The 17,613-nt window shown below is 59.8% G+C and carries 16 protein-coding genes; 7 read left to right on the top strand and 9 right to left on the bottom strand.

Annotated elements, in window-relative coordinates; translation table 11 throughout:
* Positions 1–88 precede the first annotated feature (88 nt).
* From JFU37_RS20330 to JFU37_RS20320, 3 genes are all read left to right on the top strand, one after another.
* Complete coding sequence (locus JFU37_RS20330) at positions 89–880, top strand: AraC family transcriptional regulator (protein ID WP_201117941.1); 792 nt, start codon at positions 89–91, stop codon at positions 878–880.
* Between the two features lie 190 nt (positions 881–1,070).
* Positions 1,071–1,244 carry a DUF1427 family protein gene (locus JFU37_RS20325; protein ID WP_140667893.1) on the top strand — a complete coding sequence of 58 codons (174 nt, stop codon included), beginning with the start codon at positions 1,071–1,073 and terminating at the stop codon, positions 1,242–1,244.
* A 30-nt stretch (positions 1,245–1,274) separates the two neighbouring features.
* Complete coding sequence (locus JFU37_RS20320; RefSeq protein ID WP_201117940.1) at positions 1,275–2,231, top strand: quinone oxidoreductase family protein; 957 nt, start codon at positions 1,275–1,277, stop codon at positions 2,229–2,231.
* A gap of 21 nt (positions 2,232–2,252) precedes the next feature.
* Here JFU37_RS20320 and JFU37_RS20315 read toward each other — a convergent pair whose 3' ends face one another.
* On the bottom strand, positions 2,253–3,005 hold the full coding sequence (locus JFU37_RS20315; protein ID WP_201117939.1) for an anti-sigma factor family protein: 753 nt from the start codon (positions 3,003–3,005) through the stop codon (positions 2,253–2,255).
* Positions 3,002–3,508 (bottom strand): RNA polymerase sigma factor, encoded by a 507-nt coding sequence (locus tag JFU37_RS20310; protein ID WP_201117938.1) that lies wholly within the window; start codon positions 3,506–3,508, stop codon positions 3,002–3,004. Before JFU37_RS20310 ends, JFU37_RS20315 begins: the two co-directional genes overlap by 4 nt.
* A 156-nt stretch (positions 3,509–3,664) precedes the next feature.
* Between JFU37_RS20310 and JFU37_RS20305 the strand changes: the two genes are divergently transcribed.
* Together JFU37_RS20305 and JFU37_RS20300 are read left to right on the top strand one after the other, a co-directional pair.
* Positions 3,665–4,750, top strand: a complete 1,086-nt coding sequence (locus JFU37_RS20305; protein ID WP_201117937.1) for a catalase family peroxidase — start codon at positions 3,665–3,667, stop codon at positions 4,748–4,750.
* Positions 4,747–5,292, top strand: a complete 546-nt coding sequence (locus JFU37_RS20300; protein ID WP_201117936.1) for a cytochrome b — start codon at positions 4,747–4,749, stop codon at positions 5,290–5,292. The genes JFU37_RS20305 and JFU37_RS20300 overlap by 4 nt, the downstream gene beginning before the upstream one ends.
* Before the next feature lie 169 nt (positions 5,293–5,461).
* Here the strand turns inward: JFU37_RS20300 and JFU37_RS20295 are convergent, their stop codons facing one another.
* Both JFU37_RS20295 and JFU37_RS20290 read right to left on the bottom strand, forming a co-directional pair.
* Positions 5,462–6,613, bottom strand: coding sequence for a M14 family metallopeptidase (locus JFU37_RS20295; RefSeq protein WP_201117934.1), 1,152 nt, complete (start codon positions 6,611–6,613; stop codon positions 5,462–5,464).
* A gap of 485 nt (positions 6,614–7,098) precedes the next feature.
* Entirely contained in the window at positions 7,099–7,440 is a 342-nt protein-coding gene (locus JFU37_RS20290) for a DUF6124 family protein (protein WP_201117932.1), read from the bottom strand.
* Positions 7,441–7,569: 129 nt separating this feature from the next.
* On the opposite strand from JFU37_RS20290, the gene JFU37_RS20285 reads away from it, so the two are divergent.
* On the top strand, positions 7,570–8,217 hold the full coding sequence (locus JFU37_RS20285) for a LexA family protein (RefSeq protein ID WP_201117929.1): 648 nt from the start codon (positions 7,570–7,572) through the stop codon (positions 8,215–8,217).
* Positions 8,218–8,256: 39 nt separating this feature from the next.
* On the opposite strand, the gene JFU37_RS20280 is transcribed toward JFU37_RS20285, so the two are convergent.
* The 4 genes from JFU37_RS20280 to JFU37_RS20265 form a co-directional block, all read right to left on the bottom strand.
* Entirely contained in the window at positions 8,257–10,206 is a 1,950-nt protein-coding gene (locus JFU37_RS20280; protein ID WP_201117927.1) for an acetyl/propionyl/methylcrotonyl-CoA carboxylase subunit alpha, read from the bottom strand.
* Positions 10,206–11,021, bottom strand: a complete 816-nt coding sequence (locus tag JFU37_RS20275) for a gamma-carboxygeranoyl-CoA hydratase (protein ID WP_201117924.1) — start codon at positions 11,019–11,021, stop codon at positions 10,206–10,208. Before JFU37_RS20275 ends, JFU37_RS20280 begins: the two co-directional genes overlap by 1 nt.
* 125 nt (positions 11,022–11,146) lie before the next feature.
* Complete coding sequence (locus tag JFU37_RS20270; RefSeq protein ID WP_201117923.1) at positions 11,147–12,754, bottom strand: carboxyl transferase domain-containing protein; 1,608 nt, start codon at positions 12,752–12,754, stop codon at positions 11,147–11,149.
* A gap of 12 nt (positions 12,755–12,766) precedes the next feature.
* A complete protein-coding gene (locus JFU37_RS20265) occupies positions 12,767–13,930 on the bottom strand; it encodes an isovaleryl-CoA dehydrogenase (RefSeq protein ID WP_201117921.1) in 1,164 nt (387 codons plus the stop codon).
* A 291-nt stretch (positions 13,931–14,221) separates the two neighbouring features.
* Between JFU37_RS20265 and JFU37_RS20260 the strand changes: the two genes are divergently transcribed.
* On the top strand, positions 14,222–15,919 hold the full coding sequence (locus tag JFU37_RS20260; RefSeq protein ID WP_201117919.1) for an AMP-binding protein: 1,698 nt from the start codon (positions 14,222–14,224) through the stop codon (positions 15,917–15,919).
* Between the two features lie 680 nt (positions 15,920–16,599).
* On the opposite strand, the gene JFU37_RS20255 is transcribed toward JFU37_RS20260, so the two are convergent.
* Positions 16,600–17,499, bottom strand: coding sequence for a hydroxymethylglutaryl-CoA lyase (locus JFU37_RS20255; RefSeq protein ID WP_201117917.1), 900 nt, complete (start codon positions 17,497–17,499; stop codon positions 16,600–16,602).
* Positions 17,500–17,613: the final 114 nt, after the last annotated feature.

Genomic DNA, 17,613 nt, shown 5'->3' with positions numbered 1-17,613 from the left:
AGTCGGATTGCCGCACGGCGACCGCCAGTGGCGACAAGTCGGGTGGCTCGCTACCATGCAATTCCTGCCAAGCCAATGATCCTTGCCCATGGCCCTCGCCGCGCCTCCCGACCTGAGTGACACCGATGTGCCCGTGCAACTGCTGGCGCGCACCTATCCGCGCGGGCTGTTTATCGAACCCCACGAGCATGTCTGGGGCCAGTTACTGTATGCGATGAGCGGTGTGATGTGGGTCGAAACACCGCATGAGGCGCTGGTGGTCCCACCGCAACGGGCCGTATGGCTGCCGCCGGGAGTGCCGCACGGGATTCGCGTGGTGTCGGACTTGCAGATGCGCAACATCTACCTGCGGCCTTCATTGGCGGCGACGCTCGACGACACTGTTCAAGTGATCGAAGTCGGCGGGCTGCTGCGTGAATTGATCGTCGGGCTGGTGGAGCAGGGCGACGAGGATGAACCGGAGTATTACGAGGCGCTGGTCGGCCTCGCGCTGCTGGAGCTTAGGCGAGCCAAGCGCTCTGTGCTGAAAATACCTTTGCCGGACGATTCAGACCGGCGTTTGATAAATGTGTGCCAGGCGGTCATGGCCGCGCCCTCCCTGGAGGTTCCCTTCGAGCAGCACGCCGAAACGGCCGGGGCCAGCGTGCGCACCCTGGCGCGGCTGTTTAAGGAGGGCTTGGGCATGGGCTTCGCCGAATGGCGACGACAAGTGCAATTGGCGACAGCCGTTGCCGAGTTGATCCAGGGCGTGCCCGTCAGTGCGATTGCCCGGGAGCTGGGGTATTCGCCGAGCAGTTTCAGCGACATGTTCCGCCGTGAATTGGGTGTCGCACCCTCGCAGTTCTGCGCGAGCCATTCCAGCCATAACGAAAACCTGTAGGAGCTGCCGCAGGCTGCGATCTTTTGATCTTGCTTTTAAAAGAGAAGATCAAAAGATCGCAGCCTGCGGCAGCTCCTACAGGTGTGCGTTGCGAGCGGTGTTTTGGCCGACATTCAGAAGTACTTGGCCGATGCTATCCGTCGCGGCCCTCTAGACTCATTGCCTACCTCAGTTCCCCATGGAGTCTGCCATGAGCTACCTCATTTCACTCGTCATCGGCCTGGGCGTTGGTTTGCTCTACGGCGCGCTGGACTTTCGTTCCCCTGCACCGCCAGCCATCGCGCTGATAGGTCTACTGGGCATGCTCGCCGGCGAGAAGCTCTGGCCAATGGGGCGGCAACTGGTGGCTGGCTGGATCTCCTGAGGTTCCATTTCCTAATCGACGGACACTCCCATGAAAGCACTGCAGTTCGACAAAACCGGCGACCTTTCGGCGTTGCGCTACGTTGAGGTTCCCACCCCCGTTGCCGGCACCGATGAAGTATTGGTCCAGATCAAGGCCGCCGGGCTCAACCCCAGCGATGTGAAGAATGTGTTGGGACGTTTTCCCTACACCACCTTGCCGCGAATTCCCGGTCGTGATTTTGCCGGTGTCGTCGTGGAAGGTCCGCAGGCGTTGATCGGGCAGGAAGTCTGGGGCACCGGCCGTGAGTTGGGTTTTTTCGCCGACGGTTCCCATGCGCAATTCGTCAAGCTGCCGGCCAATGGCGTGGCGCGCAAACCCACTCATTTGAGCTTCGCCCAGGCCGCCAGCCTCGGTGTGCCTTACACCACGGCGTGGGATGCGCTGGAACGCAGTTTGGTAACGGCCGGCACACGATTGCTGGTGATCGGCGGCGGGGCAGTCGGCAGCGCGGCGCTGGCGTTGGCCAAGGTGCGCGGCGCGCAGGTCCTCGCAGCGGCGCGGCGGCCAGAGCAGGTCAAGGCGCTGGAAGCTCAGGGGTATCAAACACTGCCGCTGGATAAGCCCGAGGATTTGGGGGGCCAGGTGCATGCCGTTTACGCCGATGGCGCTGACGTGATTTTCGACACCACCGGTTTCTGGCTGCCGGCGTCGGTCGCCGCCCTGGCGGCGTTTGGTCGCATCGCAATCATTGCCGCACCGGTGGATGGCCTCGTGCAATTGCCGGCTCTGGCGTTGTATCGCAAGGGCGGTTCGGTGGTGGGCATCAACTCGTTGCTGTACGGCGTTCAAGCCTGCGCGGCGATGCTCGAACAGTTCGGCATGTTCTTCGATCAGGACCTGTTGCCAATACCGCAAGGGCTGTTCGAATCGCCGTTGGCCGACGGGGTGACGCGTTATGAAGAGGTGAATCAAGGCAGTGGTGAAAAAGTCATCCTGCTGCCTTGACCCTGTCCATCCCGGCGATGGTCAGAACTGCGCCGTTTGCTTGAGCATCTGCGCCGCCGGCGTATCGGTCGGGCTGACCATCGCGTAGTTGTAACCGCCCCCCGACCAGTACTCGGCCTGCAACTCGCCATCGCTGCGGCTGCCCCTTGGCAGCAGGAAGTTTTTCGGTCCCGGCGGGCGGACGTAGAAGCTGATCTTGTGCCCGCCCTGATCCTCATACACCACCATCGCCGCCGGTCCTTGCTCGGTGCTGAGCAAGCGCCCGCTGGCCGGTTTGAACCCTGCGCCCGAGAGGTCAGGCAAGCGATTGGCCTGAGTGAAATAACGGTCGAGCCAGCCCTGCATGTCGCCGTCGTCACTGACCTTGTAATCGGCCGGCAGAATGCCTTGTTGGGCAAACAATCGGTACGCCTGCATCGCATCGGTCATCGGTAACTGGGTACTGACGAGGGTCATTTCCCGGGCCTGCCAACCGCTGAGCCCGCCGATACCGACCGCTATCAGTAATACGGCGGCGCTGGCCAGGTGGCGGCGAGACTGGCGTTTCAGGCGTTGACGGATCACTGCCGGATCAAGTTCCGGGTTCGGCGGCTGTTGCAAGGCACCGCTCAGCGCCGCGCGTAATTGCTGGGCGTCCTGCTGCCAGGCGCGCACTTGCGCGGCAACCTCCGCGTTGCTGGCCAGAAAGGTTTCCACCAGACGTCGGTCGGCATCGCTCAGTTGATGGTCGACGTAGGCGTGCAGGTCACGCTCGCGTGGGGGCATGCTGATCATTTGAGTATCCGCAGAGAAGGGCTGATGATTTCGCCGTCACTCAACTGGCGCAAGGCCTGGCGGGCACGTGAGAGGCGGGACATCACGGTGCCGGTCGGGACGTCGAGAATCTCGGCGACCTCTTTATAGCTCAGGCCTTCCACCGACACCCAGAGCAGCAGGGCGCGTTGCTCGGTGGGGAGCTGATCGAAGGCCTTGAGGGTTGATTGGGCAATCACAGTGCGCTCCACCGACGGCTGTGCATCGTCACGCCCGGTGAAGAATTCAAGCATCCGCGCGTATCGCCGGGAGCGCCGGTGAGCATCGAGAAACTGGCGGTACAGAATCGAAAACAACCAGGCGCGCAAGTCACCCTCGGGACGTTTGTCGCCCCAACTCGACAGCGCCCGCTCCAGACTGGCCTGCACCAAATCATCGGCGCCGCTGGGATTGCGCGTCAATGACACGGCAAACCGACGCAATCTGGGAATGATTTCTCTCAATTGTTCGTCGATATCATTCATGAAGTTCTGACTAGTCACTACGCTGGACTAGGAAGACGCCCGGCATTCGAGGTTATTCCACGCCTGAGAAAATAAATACCGGGCGATGGAATAAACCGCCGTGGGGTTCGTCTGCTTGATTCTTCTCACCTGTGGCCGATGGCCCTGGAGTCTTTCATGGTAGATCGATCATCACCGCCAACCCGGCCACCCTTGAGTGCTGCGAGCCTGACGTTGCGTCTGGCCGGCATTGCCGTGGTCGTCGCCGCGCTCGCCGGGGCTTTTGCCTACGTTAATGGCACCTTCGACCCACAGCGTCTTACGCCGAAGAAACTGATCAATGTGCTGGAAACCAACAACGGCGTGCACCCCGGGTTCCGGCGCAATCACTCCAAAGGCGTGTGCGTGATCGGCCATTTCGAGAGCAGCGGCGAAGCCCGCAGCTATTCCACGGCCCAGGTGTTCAACGAAGCGCGGACTCCGGTAGTCGGGCGTTTCGCCTTGCCGGCCGGTAATCCTTATGCGCCGGATAGCGCCGTGCCGATCCGCAGCATGGCGTTGCGCTTCAATCAGGCCAACGGTCAGCAGTGGCGCACCGGGATGAACAGCATGCCGGTGTTCCCGGTGGGCACACCGGAGGCGTTCTACCAATTGCAGCAAGCCCAGTCGCCGGTTCCCGCGACCGGCAAACCGGACCCCGCCGCGGTGCCTGCGTTCTTCGGTTCGCATCCGGAAGCCGCGCCGTTCCTGGCCTGGATCAAGACTGCCAAACCGTCGGCCAGTTACGTCACGGAAACCTACAACAGCGTCAACGCGTTTTACCTGGTGAACGCCGCCGGACAACGCCAAGCGGTGCGCTGGAGCATGGTGCCGGTGGTGCAGGACGCGCCGGGCGCCACAGCGCCGGAGGGCGGTGACTTTTTGGAGAAAGACCTGGTGCAGCGCATTGCCGCCGGGCCGTTACGTTGGCAATTGAACATCACCCTGGCCAACCCCGGTGACCCGGTCAACGACGCGAGCAAGGCCTGGTCTGAAGGGCGCAAAGTGTTGAACGCTGGCACCCTGATCCTTGAAAGCACCCAGCCGCAACTGAACGGTGAGTGCCGTGACATCAATTACGACCCGCTGGTATTACCCGCCGGCATCGAAGGTTCCGACGACCCGTTGCTCGCCGCTCGCTCAGCCGGTTACGCCAATTCCTACCTGCGACGCACCAGTGAAGTCAGCCAGTTACCCACCGCCAAACAGGAGGCCAAGCAATGAGCGCCCAACCGAACCACTTCGCTCCGCTGGCGCGACTGTTGCACTGGCTGATGGCATTGATGGTCATCGCGATGCTGTTTATCGGCGCAGGCATGGTGGCCTCTGTGTCCGAGCGCCACGAGTGGCTGATCCATCTGCACAAACCTTTGGGCGTTGCCATTCTGCTGCTGGTGATCGTGCGTTTGGCGGTGCGCTTTTCTACGCAACAACCGCCGTTGCCGGCCGACCTCCCAGGCTGGCAAGCGCTGGCGGCCAAAGCCTCGCATGCCTTGTTGTATGCCTTGATGTTGATTTTGCCGCTGCTAGGCTGGGCGATGATTTCGGCGGCGGGCGACCCGGTGATGCTCAGCAGTTCGTTGCAGTTACCGTCGATCCTGCCGGCCAATGCGCAGGTGTTCGCGTTCCTGCGCAAGGCTCACGGATATTTGGCGTATCTGCTGTTTTTGACCGTATTGCTGCACCTGGCGGCGGCGTTGTTTCACGGTTGGGTGCGTCGGGATGAGGTGCTGGACAGCATGTTGCGGGGGAAGGATCGAGGTTGATCCTCTGTAGCAGCTGCCGAAGGCGGCGTCCGGCTGTGTGTAGGAGCGAGCTTGCTCGCGAAGATGGAACATCCGACACATTTTCTGTGGCTGAACGACCATCGCGAGCAAGCTCGCTCCTACACGCAGCCGGACGCAGGCTGCGCCAGCTGCTACATGGACCGGGCAATCAGCGCAGCGTATCGACCATGTCTGCAACGGTCGTCAGCACATCCTTGCCCAACTGCTTCGAACGCTTGCCGGACCAGCCGGTCAGCGGATTCGGCGCATCGTTGTTGTCCTTGAACGGCATTTCCAGGGTCAGCGACAGACAGTCGAATTTCTCTCCGACGCTGTTGCAAGCCAGGGTCATATTGGCTTTGCCCGGCTCGTCGCGGGTGTAGCCGTGCTTGGTCTGGAAGTCCTTGGTCAGGTGCTTCAGATGACTGCGGAAATGCTCTTCGAGCTTTTCGATCCGTGGCGTGTAGCCTGGGTTGCCTTCGCAACCGGCGGTGAATATGTAGGGGATTTCTTCATCGCCATGGATGTCGAGGAACAGATCGACGCCGTACTTTTCCATCTGCTGTTGTACGAAAAAGACTTCCGGACTGAGTTCCTGGCTGGCGCTCTGCCAGGCGCGATTCAGGTCCTGGCCCATGGCGTTGGTGCGCAGGTGACCGTGGAAGGCGCCGTCCGGGTTCATGTTTGCCACCAAATACAGATCGGCGCTGGCCAGCAGTTTGTTCAACACCGGATCGTCGTGCTTTTCCAGGCGCTCGATCACGCCTTCCATGAACCACTCCGCCATGTGTTCGCCCGGGTGTTGCTGGGCGATGATCCAGATCTTGCGCTGACCTTCGGCGCCAGAGCCTTTGCGCAACAACTGGATATCACGCCCTTCGATGCTCTTGCCGGTGGCCAGTAGTTCGGTACCGGCCTTGGTCAGCGCTTGCTCGATCAGCCAGTCGTGACGGCCACGGCTGTAGGGTTCGAAATAGGCAAACCAGGCGTGGGTGGCGGTGGCTTCAAGGCTGAAGCGCAGGCAGTCGCCTTCGAAAATGGTCGGCACCCGGAACCAGTTGACGTGGTCATAGGACGCCACGGCCTGATAACCGTCCCAGGCTTTGTTGTACGAGGATTTGCTGGCGTTGTTCAGACGAAACCAGTGCTCCTGGCCGACGTGCAGGCCGCTGGCCTTGAAGTGGAACCACTGAAAATGCTGGCTGCGGGTGTCTGGTTTGATGGCCAAAAGCGCCTGCAACGGATTGCTGATGTCCAGCACTTCAATGTTGCCGCTGTCGAAGTTTGCGCTGATGTCGAAAGAGGATTTAGCCACGGTCATAGTCGATTCCTGAATATGATTTTATGGCTGCTACTTTACACGCTGGGGAGGGAAAAACCGGTGGAAATTGCGGGGTGAAGCGGGGGGCGTCCTCCTTGACGCCGACGCAGCTTAGAGACTGTGCAATTGATTCTCAAGTGCTATTTTTTCATTCGTTTGACCCAATGTTGGCGGGGCTTCTCTTGCCAACAGATATTCCTTTGATAATATCCGCGCCATCGAATTTGCAGCACTTAAAGACATCATTAGCCTGAAGGTAAAGCCAGAATAACTGGCAAAAAAAAGACCCGGCAAAAAGCCGGGTCAAAAACCGTGATTAGCCTGATGAGGAGATAGTCCAGGGGACCGACCTAAGGTCACTTGGACAATCGACTGATCTCGCGACCAGCTGCATGCAATAATAATCATTCTCGTTTGCGAGTCAAATGATTTTATCTGCTCGATTGGAAAATTCTTTCCCGTCTTACTGCCAAATACTTCCTTTTTCAGCCGTTTTTATCCCCCTCAAGGCATCGGTCCACCATCGCCTTGGCCATATCAATCATGTGCACTGCCGAAAACGCCAGGTCCCGGTGTGCGCCGTGCAAATTATTGGCTGACTCATTGGCAATGGCAGCAGCGCATCGCATCAGGTCTGATGCATGAACCAGTGCTTCTTCGCAGCTGATGTTGCGGTTCACGTCAAAGAAACGTGCCTCTGCCACCTCTTCTGAAACAACTGGTTTCAAGTAATAGTCCAGCGCTCGCTGCGCGGCGGCAGAGCCTTTGGGCGAGGTGAGGGAGGTGTCGATGTGCATGTCTGGCAAGTCGTTGCTGGGGAAGGTCATGGTGTTGGCAAACTCCGTGATAGGTTCAGATCCGTGAATCAATCCTAATACGAACTGTATTTGTGACGAGAATTTAAATACTACAATGTGTGTTTTGATGGCCGGAGGCGCCCACGTATCGTGCCGCACATGGATAAATGGATTGAATTGGTCAAGGCCAAGATGAGTGAACTCAAAGTCACTCAAGAGATACTCGCCGAGCGCCTCGGGATGTCCCAGGGCGGCGTAGGCCATTGGCTGACAAAACGACGTCAGCCGGGCATCGACGACATGAATCGGGTCTTGCAGGCGCTCGGCATGGAGTTTCTGGAAGTGGCGCTGGTGATCAGGGAACCGGAGTCCTCACCGGACGACGAAATGCCCCTGTCGCAAAAGTACAACCCCTACTTCCGCTACCCGGTCAGTGGCTGGCGTGAGCCCGCAGAGGTACGCGACGGCGAACAGGCGGTCTACGGCAAGGGGCGGTTCGAGCTGTCCGAATACCACGCACAAGGCGCGGCGTTCTGGCTGAAGGTGGTGGGCGATGCGATGACCGCACCCAGCGGCATCAGTATTGCCGAGGACATGTTGATACTGGTGGACCCGGCCGTCATCGCCGAACCCGGAAAACTGGTGATCGCCCAATGGCCGGACAGTGCCGAGGCGACCTTTCGCAAGTTGATCGAAGAGGGCGGGCAGCGTTACCTGGTCCCGCTCAATCCGACGTATCCGAAAGTCCTTTACACCGAAGAGTGCCGAATCATCGGCGTAGTGGTTCAGGCAACGGCCAGGTTCTAATCAGATCGGTCCTCGCAATGCGTAGGACCGATCTTCATTTCAGGCCTCTTCCAGCTCGACCAACGCACTGCCTTCGCTGACCATCTCGCCTTCCTGGCAATACAACGCCTTGATGATCCCGGCGTGCGGTGCGCGAATGCTGTGCTCCATCTTCATCGCTTCCAGCACCACCAGTTGCGCCCCGGCCTCAACCGTTTGCCCGGCCTCCACCAGCACGCGGACGATGCTGCCGTTCATCGGGGCGGTGAGCCCGCCCTGATGGCTGTGACTGGCCTCGACGGCACTGATCGGGTCGTAGGGCTCGATGCGGCGCAACTCACCTTCCCATTGCAGATACACAACGCCGTCACGGCGGATAGCCCGATGCTGGCGGCGCACGCCGTCGTGCTCGGTGAGCAGTTGCTCGCCGTTGAGTTGCGCCGTGCGAATGTCACCCAGGGTCAGCGCCCGGTCTTGTCCTTCGCAGCTCAAATGCAAGGTGATTTCGGTTGGCAGACCGGCACGGAAACCGGTGTTGCGAGCCCATGGCGAACTCAGGTCATCGGCGCGTGTGGAGCTCGGTTGGCTCTGGGCAAACGCCTGCGCGGCGGCCTGCCAGAACTCGTCACTGAGCTCCGACGCTTCCGGCAGCAACTGCTCCTGGTAGCGCGGAATGAACCCGGTATCCAGTTCGGCCGCGGCAAAGGCCGGATGGCCGATGATCCGGCGCAGGAAGTTGATGTTGGTCTTGAGCCCGCCAATCGCAAACTCATCGAGCATGCTCAGCAAGCGCAGTCGCGCCTGTTCACGATCCTCGCCCCAGGCAATCAGCTTGCCGAGCATCGGGTCGTAGAACGGCGAAATTTCATCGCCTTCTTCGACGCCACTGTCGACGCGCCGGCCCGGACCTTCGGCGGATTCGCGGTACAACTCCAGACGCCCGGTGGCCGGCAGAAAATCATTGCTTGGGTCTTCGGCATACAGCCGCACTTCGATGGCATGACCGATCAGCGGAACCTCGGCCTGGGTCATCGGCAGCGTTTCGCCACGTGCCACGCGAATCTGCCATGCCACCAGGTCGAGGCCGGTAATGGCTTCGGTGACCGGGTGTTCGACTTGCAGGCGCGTGTTCATCTCCATAAAGAAAAACTCGCCCCGCGAATCCAGCAGGAATTCCACGGTACCGGCGCCGACGTAACCGATGGCTTGTGCCGAGCGCACGGCGGCCTCGCCCATGGCGCGACGCAGTTCCGGGCTCAGGCCCGGAGCGGGTGCTTCTTCGACGACTTTCTGGTGCCGACGCTGGATCGAGCAGTCCCGTTCATTGAGGTAAAGGCAGTTGCCGTGCTGGTCAGCAAACACCTGGATTTCCACGTGGCGTGGTTTGAGCAGGTATTTCTCCACCAGCATCCGCGAATCGCCGAACGACGATTTCGCTTCACGCTGAGCCGAGGCCAGGGCTTCGGCCAGTTGGCTGACGTCCTCGACCACTTTCATGCCTTTGCCGCCACCCCCAGCCGTCGCCTTGAGCAGCACCGGATAGCCGATGCGCTCACAGGCATCGCGGAAGGTGTCGAGGTCTTGCGCTTCGCCGTGGTAGCCGGGCACCAAGGGCACGCCGGCGGTTTCCATCAAGGCTTTGGCGGCGGATTTGCTGCCCATCGCATCGATCGCCGAAGCGGGTGGGCCAAGGAAGATCAGGCCGGCGTCTTCAATGGCGCGGGCGAAACCGGCGTTTTCCGACAGGAAGCCATAACCCGGATGAATCGCTTGGGCGCCGCTGGCCTTGGCGGCGGCGATCAGTTTGTCGATTTGCAAGTAACTGTCAGCGGCTTTGCTGCCACCGAGGTCGACGCGGATATCCGCTTCGCGGCTGTGGCGGGCTTCACGGTCGGTGGCGCTGTGAACAGCCACGGTGGTCAGGCCCAGAGCCTTGGCGGTGCGCATGACCCGGCAAGCGATTTCGCCACGGTTGGCCACCAGCAGGGTGGTGAGGACAGGTGCGCTCATCAACGCGGCTCCTTGGTGGTGGTTGCGGCTTGCCAGCTCGGCGGACGTTTTTGCAAAAAGGCCCGCAAGCCTTCCTGACCTTCAGGGCTGACGCGGATGCGGGCGATGGCGTTTTCGGTATAGCGACGAAGTGCCGGGGTCAGCGCGCCATTGCCGACTTCACGCAGCAAGTCCTTGCTGACGCGCATCGCGGCCGGGCTGTTTTGCAGCAGGTTGTCGATCCACTGCTCAACGTTTTGTTCCAGCTCATGGGTCGGATAGCTTTCCGACAACAGGCCGATTTCCCGTGCCCGTTGCCCGCCGAAACGTTCGGCCGTCAAAGCGTAGCGGCGTGCCGCGCGTTCGCCAATGGCTTGCACCACGAACGGGCTGATCACTGCAGGTGCCAAGCCGATGCGCACTTCCGACAGGCAGAATTGCGCGTCATCGGCGCCAATGGCCATGTCGCAGCAACTGATCAGGCCCAGCGCGCCGCCGAATGCCGCACCTTGCACCACGGCCAGCGTCGGGACTTTCAGCTTGGCGAGGTTGTACATCAACTCCGCCAGTTCCCGGGCGTCGTCGAGGTTGGTGTGGTAATCGAGTTCGGCCGATTGCTGCATCCAGGCCAGGTCGGCGCCGGCGCTGAAATGCTTGCCACGTCCACGTACCAGCAGGAACCGCAGGCTGGCATCGGTTGAGACCTTGTCCAGCGCGAGGATCAGTTCGCGGATCATTTCGGCGTTGAAGGCGTTGTTCTTTTCTTCACGGCTGAGCCACAGGGTGGCGAAGCCACGCGGGTCGGTCAGCAGTTCGAGGGTGTTGAAGTCGTTCATATTTGTCCGTCTCCACGGCACTTGTAGGAGCGAGCTTGCTCGCGAAGGATGTCAACGATAACGCGTGTTTTCTGAATTAACGCGGCGCGCTATCGTCCATCGCGAGCAAGCTCGCTCCTACAGGATCACATCCGGAACACGCCGAAGCGGCTCGGTTCGATTGGTGCATTCAGCGACGCCGACAAGGCCAGGGCCAATACATCGCGGGTCTGCGCCGGGTCAATGACGCCGTCGTCCCATAAGCGGGCGCTGGAGTAGTAGGGGTGACCCTGTTCCTCATACTGGTCGAGGATCGGTTGCTTGATCTCGGCTTCCTGTTCGGCGCTGAAACCCTGGCCACTGCGTTCGGCCTGCTCGCGTTTGACCTGGACCAATACGCCGGCGGCTTGCTCCGCGCCCATCACGCCGATGCGGGCGTTCGGCCACATCCACAGGAAGCGTGGATCGTAGGCTCGCCCGCACATGCCATAGTTACCGGCACCAAAGCTGCCGCCAATGATCACGGTAAATTTCGGTACCTTGGCGCACGCCACGGCGGTCACCAGTTTCGCGCCGTGTTTGGCGATGCCGCCCGCCTCGTATTTCTGGCCGACCATGAAACCGGTGATGTTTTGCAGGAACAGCAACGGAATGCCGCGCTGACAAGCCAGTTCGATAAAGTGCGCGCCTTTTTGCGCCGCTTCGGCGAAGAGGATGCCGTTGTTGGCGAGGATCGCAATCGGGTAACCGTGCAAGTAGGCAAAACCGCAGACCAATGTCGTCCCGAACAATGCCTTGAACTCGTCGAACACCGAACCGTCCACCACCCGCGAAATGACTTCGCGCACGTCGAAGGGTTGCTTGGCATCCGCCGACACCACGCCATACAACTCTTCGCTGTGGTAAAGCGGGGCGATGGGCGTGCGCTGCTGCACTTCGCCGAGTTTGCGCCAGTTGAGGTTGGCGATGCTGCGTCGGGCAATGGCCAAGGCGTGTTCGTCGCTTTCGGCGTAATGGTCGGCAACACCGGAAATCTTGCAGTGCACATCAGCCCCGCCGAGGTCTTCGGCACTGACCACTTCACCGGTCGCGGCTTTCACCAGCGGCGGGCCGGCGAGGAAAATAGTGGCCTGGTTGCGCACCATGATCGCTTCGTCGGCCATGGCCGGCACGTAGGCGCCACCGGCGGTGCACGAACCCATGACCACCGCGATTTGCGGAATGCCCATGGCGCTCATGTTTGCCTGATTGAAAAAGATCCGCCCGAAGTGTTCGCGGTCCGGGAACACCTCATCCTGACGCGGCAGGTTGGCGCCGCCGGAGTCCACCAGATAGATGCACGGCAAGCGGTTCTGCTGGGCAATGGTCTGGGCCCGCAGGTGTTTTTTCACGGTCAACGGGTAATACGAGCCACCTTTCACAGTGGCATCGTTGGCGACGATCATGCACTCGACGCCTTCGACGCGGCCGATTCCGGCAATCACGCCAGCGGCGGGAACGTCTTCACCGTAAACCTCGTAGGCCGCCAATTGGCTGATCTCGAGAAAGGGCGAACCGGGGTCGAGCAGACGATTGATCCGCTCACGTGGCAGCAGTTTGCCCCGCGAGGTGTGGCGTTCTTGGGCCTTCGGGCCGCCGCCTTGCTGCACTTGGGCGAGCAGGGTGTGCAGGGCGTCGACCTGTTTGAGCATCGCCGCGCTGTTGGCCGCGAACTCCGCCGAGCGAGGGTTGAGCTGGGTATGCAGGATAGCCATGGACAGCTCCGTTTAGCGGGTTTCGTTGAACAGTTCGCGACCGATCAGCATGCGGCGGATCTCACTGGTGCCGGCGCCGATTTCATACAGCTTGGCATCACGCAGCAGACGACCGGCCGGAAACTCGTTGATGTAGCCGTTGCCACCGAGAATCTGGATCGCGTCGAGGGCCATTTGCGTGGCGCGTTCGGCGCTGTAAAGGATCACGCCGGCCGCGTCCTTGCGCGTGGTTTCGCCACGCTCGCACGCTTGGGCTACGGCATAAAGGTAGGCGCGGCTGGCGTTCAGCTGGGTGTACATGTCGGCGACCTTGCCCTGGATCAGCTGGAATTCGCCGATGCTTTGGCCGAACTGCTTGCGGTCGTGGATGTACGGAACGATCAAGTCCATGCAGGCCTGCATGATCCCGGTCGGGCCACCCGAAAGAACAACGCGTTCGTAATCGAGACCGCTCATCAGCACTTTCACGCCGCCGTTAAGCGCGCCGAGAATGTTTTCTTCCGGCACTTCGACGTCATCGAAAAACAGCTCGCAGGTGTTTGAACCGCGCATGCCGAGTTTGTCGAACTTGTTGCTGCGGGTGAAGCCTTTGGAATCACGTTCAACGATGAAGGCGGTGATGCCGTGCGGGCCTTTTTCCAGGTCTGTCTTGGCGTAGATCACATAGGTGTTAGCGTCCGGGCCGTTGGTGATCCAGGTTTTGCTGCCATTGAGGACGTAGTGATCGCCACGTTTATCAGCGCGCAGTTTCATCGACACCACGTCGGAACCGGCATTCGGCTCGCTCATGGCCAGCGCACCGATGTGCTCGCCGCTGATCAGCTTCGGCAGGTATTTGGTTTTCTGTTCGTGATTGCCGTTGCGGTTGATCTGATTGACGCAAAGATTGGAGTGAGCGCCGTAGGACAGGGCGACCGAGGCCGAGCCGCGGCTGATTTCTTCCATGATCACCACGTGGGCCAGGTAACCCAGGCCAGCGCCGCCGTACTCTTCCGGAACGGTCACGCCCAGCAGGCCCATATCGCCGAATTTACGCCACAGGTCGGCGGGGAACAGGTTGTCGATGTCGATCTGAGCCGCGCGCGGGGCGATCTCTTTAGCGACGAAGGACTGGACCTGATCGCGCAGCATGTCGATGGTTTCACCGAGGGCAAAGTTCAGGGATGGATAGCTCATGGGGCACCTTTTGGCTTTTTTGTAGGGCGGGGAGGGCAGTGATTTGGCTCTCACCTTTACGTTAACGTAAGCCTGTGACGAATGGCTGTCAATCACCCTTTACGTTAACGTCAACTTAAGCGAGAGTAGAGCCAGTTCATATAAGGCGAGCCAACCCTGTGGGAGCGGGCTTGCTCGCGAAAGCGGTTTGTCATTCAACATTAATGTCGATTGATCCGGAGCTTTCGCGAGCAAGCCCGCTCCTACAGGGGGCCGCCGTAACACCCACTAATAAAGACAATAGGGGTCGTCATGGATCAACCCAGTGCAAGCCCGCAGCGCAGCTATACCCGTGGTTCCCAGGAGAAAGCGTTACTGGCGATGACCATCGGTCAGGCCTTCGATAACACGGTCGCGCAGTACCCGAACGGAGAGGCGCTGGTCGTGCGCCATCAACAGTTGCGCTACACGTGGCAGGAGCTGTCCGACGCGGTGGCTCTGCACGCCAGAGCCTTGTTGTCGCTGGGTTTGCAGACCGGCGACCGCCTCGGCATCTGGGCCCCTAACTGCGCCCAGTGGTGTATCAGCCAGATTGCCAGCGCAAAAATCGGTGTGATTCTGGTCAACATCAATCCGGCTTATCGCAGTTCGGAACTTGAATACGCCTTGAAGCAATCCGGTTGCCAGTGGCTGGTCTGCGCCGGCGCCTTCAAAACCTCCAACTATCACGGCATGCTCCAAGGGCTGGTGCCTGAGCTGGCTGAGCAATCCATCGGAAAGTTGCACTGTGAACGGCTGCCGGAGCTGCGCGGCGTTATCAGCCTCGATGCGCAACCGCCGTCAGGCTTCTTGCCCTGGTCGCAATTGGCCGATCTGGCCGCCAGCGTGTCAACCGAGCAATTGCGCGAACGTCAGGACAGCCTGCACTTCGACCAACCGGTGAACATCCAGTACACCTCCGGCACCACGGGTTTCCCGAAGGGCGCGACGCTCAGTCACTACAACATTCTCAACAACGGTTACATGGTGGGCGAAAGCCTTGGCCTGACCGCCAATGATCGGTTGGTGATTCCGGTGCCGCTATATCACTGCTTTGGCATGGTCATGGGCAACCTTGGTTGCATCACCCACGGCAGCACGATGATTTACCCCAACGATGCGTTCGATCCGCTGCTGACCCTGAGCACCGCCGCCGAAGAGAAGGCCACGGCGCTGTATGGCGTGCCGACCATGTTCATCGCCATGCTTGATCAGCCCAAGCGCGGGGAATTCGATCTGTCGAACCTGCGTACCGGGATCATGGCCGGCGCAACCTGTCCGATCGAAGTGATGCGTCGGGTCATCAGCGAAATGCACATGAACGAAGTGCAGATTGCCTACGGCATGACGGAAACAAGTCCGGTGTCTTTACAGACCGGTCCGTCAGACGAGCTGGAGCTGCGCGTCACTACCGTCGGCCGGACTCAGCCGCAACTCGAAAGCAAGATCATTGACGAGGCGGGCAACCTTGTACCGCGTGGCACCATTGGCGAACTGTGTACCCGCGGTTATAGCGTGATGCTCGGTTACTGGAACAACCCGCAAGGCACCGCGGAAGCCATCGATCAGGCAGGCTGGATGCACACCGGCGATTTGGCGAGCATGTGCGACGAAGGCTACGTGCGCATTGCGGGCCGGAACAAGGACATGATCATCCGCGGTGGCGAGAATATTTACCCGCGGGAGCTGGAAGAGTTCTTCTTTACCCACCCGGCCGTGGCGGATGTGCAAGTGATCGGAATTCCGTGTTCGCGCTATGGCGAAGAGATTGTCGCCTGGATCAAATTCCACCCGGGCCATAGCGCCACCGAGCAGGAGCTGCAAACCTGGTGTAAAGAACGCATTGCGCACTTCAAGACACCGCGTTACTTCAAGTTCGTCGAGGAGTTTCCAATGACCGTGACGGGCAAGATCCAGAAATTCAGGATGCGGGAAATCAGTATCGAGGAATTGCGTAGCAAACAGGTCTGAAGAGACCTTCTGTAGGAGCGAGCTTGCTCGCGAAAAACGTCAACGATAACGCGTGCATTCTGGATCAACGCGGTGCCCTTGAGTTCTTCGCGAGCAAGCTCGCTCCTACATGGGGGAGGTAAATGCTGAATGCCAGAAAGCACAAAGGGGAGCCGAAGCTCCCCTTTAATTTTGTCGTTGCGCGTGCTCTTTTTTTATTATTGAGGGGCGGTCTGTTTTTGTTTTTAGTGACCGTGACCCTTTACCGCTGTTTTTATCGATCCCCATCCGGGATCAAGAGCAAACGTATTTTTTTGAGCGCTGATCTGCTTTTTCGCTGAGCGATCCAACCAGTTCGGGAGCTACCTGAGGGTAGTTTTATTGTTCTCTGCCCGGTTGCGGGTTACTTCGAAAAGCACCCTGAAAAGCACACCTTCTCCAAAAAAATCTGTTAGCTGCGTCTCTGCCGTGTTGTTTTTGTTATGTCAGAGTCGTTACGTCTTATTTTTATTAGGGCTTGCTGCTTTTTTTGTTCTTGTTATGCCATAGAGATAGCAGAAGCCGTGCCAACTTTTAAAAGTCCTTTAAAATCAGCTATTTATGTTTTTGTAGGTTTTTTCGCTCAGCTAAATCCCGACAATTTGTTTCCGTGTTACTCGCTTGTGCCCACGTTCCGGAGGCAGCGGTAACACCCCGACGCCTCACTGTGCGCTACGTGCCTTGGCCACGCGCGAACCCGTTGGTCGGCCTAGCACGGAGCAAATTTGCTGGCCGGCGAGAATCAATGCGTCCAGGTCGATTCCGGTCTTGATGCCCAGGCCATTGAGCAGGTAAACCACGTCTTCGGTGGCAACATTACCGCTGGCGCCCTTGGCGTACGGGCAGCCGCCCAGGCCGGCGATGGAGCTGTCAAACACCGAGATGCCCTCCAGCAGGCTGGCGTAGATGTTGGCCATGGCCTGGCCATACGTGTCGTGAAAGTGCCCGGCCAGTTTTTCTCGCGGCACATCGGCGGACACCACTTCAAACATCTTGCGAGTCGCGCCAGCGGTGCCGGTGCCGATGGTGTCGCCCAGCGAAACCTCGTAGCAACCCATGGCGTAGAGCTCGCGAGCGACTCGGGCGACTTGTTCCGGCGCGACGTTACCTTCATACGGGCAGCCCAGCACACAGGACACGTACCCGCGCACGGTTACGCCGTGCTGTTTGGCGGCGTCCATGATCGGTAGGAAGCGCTCCAGGCTCTCGCTGATCGAGCAATTGATGTTGCGCTGGGAAAAGGCTTCGGACGCCGCCGCGAATACCGCGACTTCCTTGACCCCGGCGGCAATGGCGTCTTCAAACCCGCGCAGGTTGGGGGCGAGTGCGCCGTAGGTCACGCCCGGTTTGCGCTGGATCTGCGCGAAGACCTCGGCGGAACCCGCCATCTGCGGCACCCATTTGGGCGAAACGAAACTGCCGACTTCTATATAGCCAAGACCGGCGGCGGTCAGGGCGTCGACCAGTTGCACCTTGTCCGCAACGCTGATGGGTTGCGCTTCGTTTTGCAGACCGTCGCGGGGGCCGACTTCGACCAGGCGTACATGAGTAGGAAGTGACATGGGATTGGACCTGTACTGATAGTTTGAATGCTGAGATAACCCCCTGTAGGAGCGAGCTTGCTCGCGATGGTGTGTCAGGCAACATCGTTGTAACTGACCCACCATCGCGAGCAA

The sequence above is a fragment of the Pseudomonas sp. TH41 genome, from assembly GCF_016650695.1.
In the GTDB taxonomy this organism is placed as follows: Bacteria; Pseudomonadota; Gammaproteobacteria; order Pseudomonadales; family Pseudomonadaceae; genus Aquipseudomonas.
This window is presented reverse-complemented; position numbering and strand designations above follow the sequence as displayed.

Coding starts and splice junctions, on each gene's coding strand:
- JFU37_RS20330 (WP_201117941.1), top strand. CDS start 89: ATGGCCCTCGCCGCGCCTCCCGACCTGAGTGACACCGATGTGCCCGTG.
- JFU37_RS20325 (WP_140667893.1), top strand. CDS start 1,071: ATGAGCTACCTCATTTCACTCGTCATCGGCCTGGGCGTTGGTTTGCTC.
- JFU37_RS20320 (WP_201117940.1), top strand. CDS start 1,275: ATGAAAGCACTGCAGTTCGACAAAACCGGCGACCTTTCGGCGTTGCGC.
- JFU37_RS20315 (WP_201117939.1), bottom strand. CDS start 3,005: ATGATCAGCATGCCCCCACGCGAGCGTGACCTGCACGCCTACGTCGAC.
- JFU37_RS20310 (WP_201117938.1), bottom strand. CDS start 3,508: ATGAATGATATCGACGAACAATTGAGAGAAATCATTCCCAGATTGCGT.
- JFU37_RS20305 (WP_201117937.1), top strand. CDS start 3,665: ATGGTAGATCGATCATCACCGCCAACCCGGCCACCCTTGAGTGCTGCG.
- JFU37_RS20300 (WP_201117936.1), top strand. CDS start 4,747: ATGAGCGCCCAACCGAACCACTTCGCTCCGCTGGCGCGACTGTTGCAC.
- JFU37_RS20295 (WP_201117934.1), bottom strand. CDS start 6,613: ATGACCGTGGCTAAATCCTCTTTCGACATCAGCGCAAACTTCGACAGC.
- JFU37_RS20290 (WP_201117932.1), bottom strand. CDS start 7,440: ATGACCTTCCCCAGCAACGACTTGCCAGACATGCACATCGACACCTCC.
- JFU37_RS20285 (WP_201117929.1), top strand. CDS start 7,570: ATGGATAAATGGATTGAATTGGTCAAGGCCAAGATGAGTGAACTCAAA.
- JFU37_RS20280 (WP_201117927.1), bottom strand. CDS start 10,206: ATGAGCGCACCTGTCCTCACCACCCTGCTGGTGGCCAACCGTGGCGAA.
- JFU37_RS20275 (WP_201117924.1), bottom strand. CDS start 11,021: ATGAACGACTTCAACACCCTCGAACTGCTGACCGACCCGCGTGGCTTC.
- JFU37_RS20270 (WP_201117923.1), bottom strand. CDS start 12,754: ATGGCTATCCTGCATACCCAGCTCAACCCTCGCTCGGCGGAGTTCGCG.
- JFU37_RS20265 (WP_201117921.1), bottom strand. CDS start 13,930: ATGAGCTATCCATCCCTGAACTTTGCCCTCGGTGAAACCATCGACATG.
- JFU37_RS20260 (WP_201117919.1), top strand. CDS start 14,222: ATGGATCAACCCAGTGCAAGCCCGCAGCGCAGCTATACCCGTGGTTCC.
- JFU37_RS20255 (WP_201117917.1), bottom strand. CDS start 17,499: ATGTCACTTCCTACTCATGTACGCCTGGTCGAAGTCGGCCCCCGCGAC.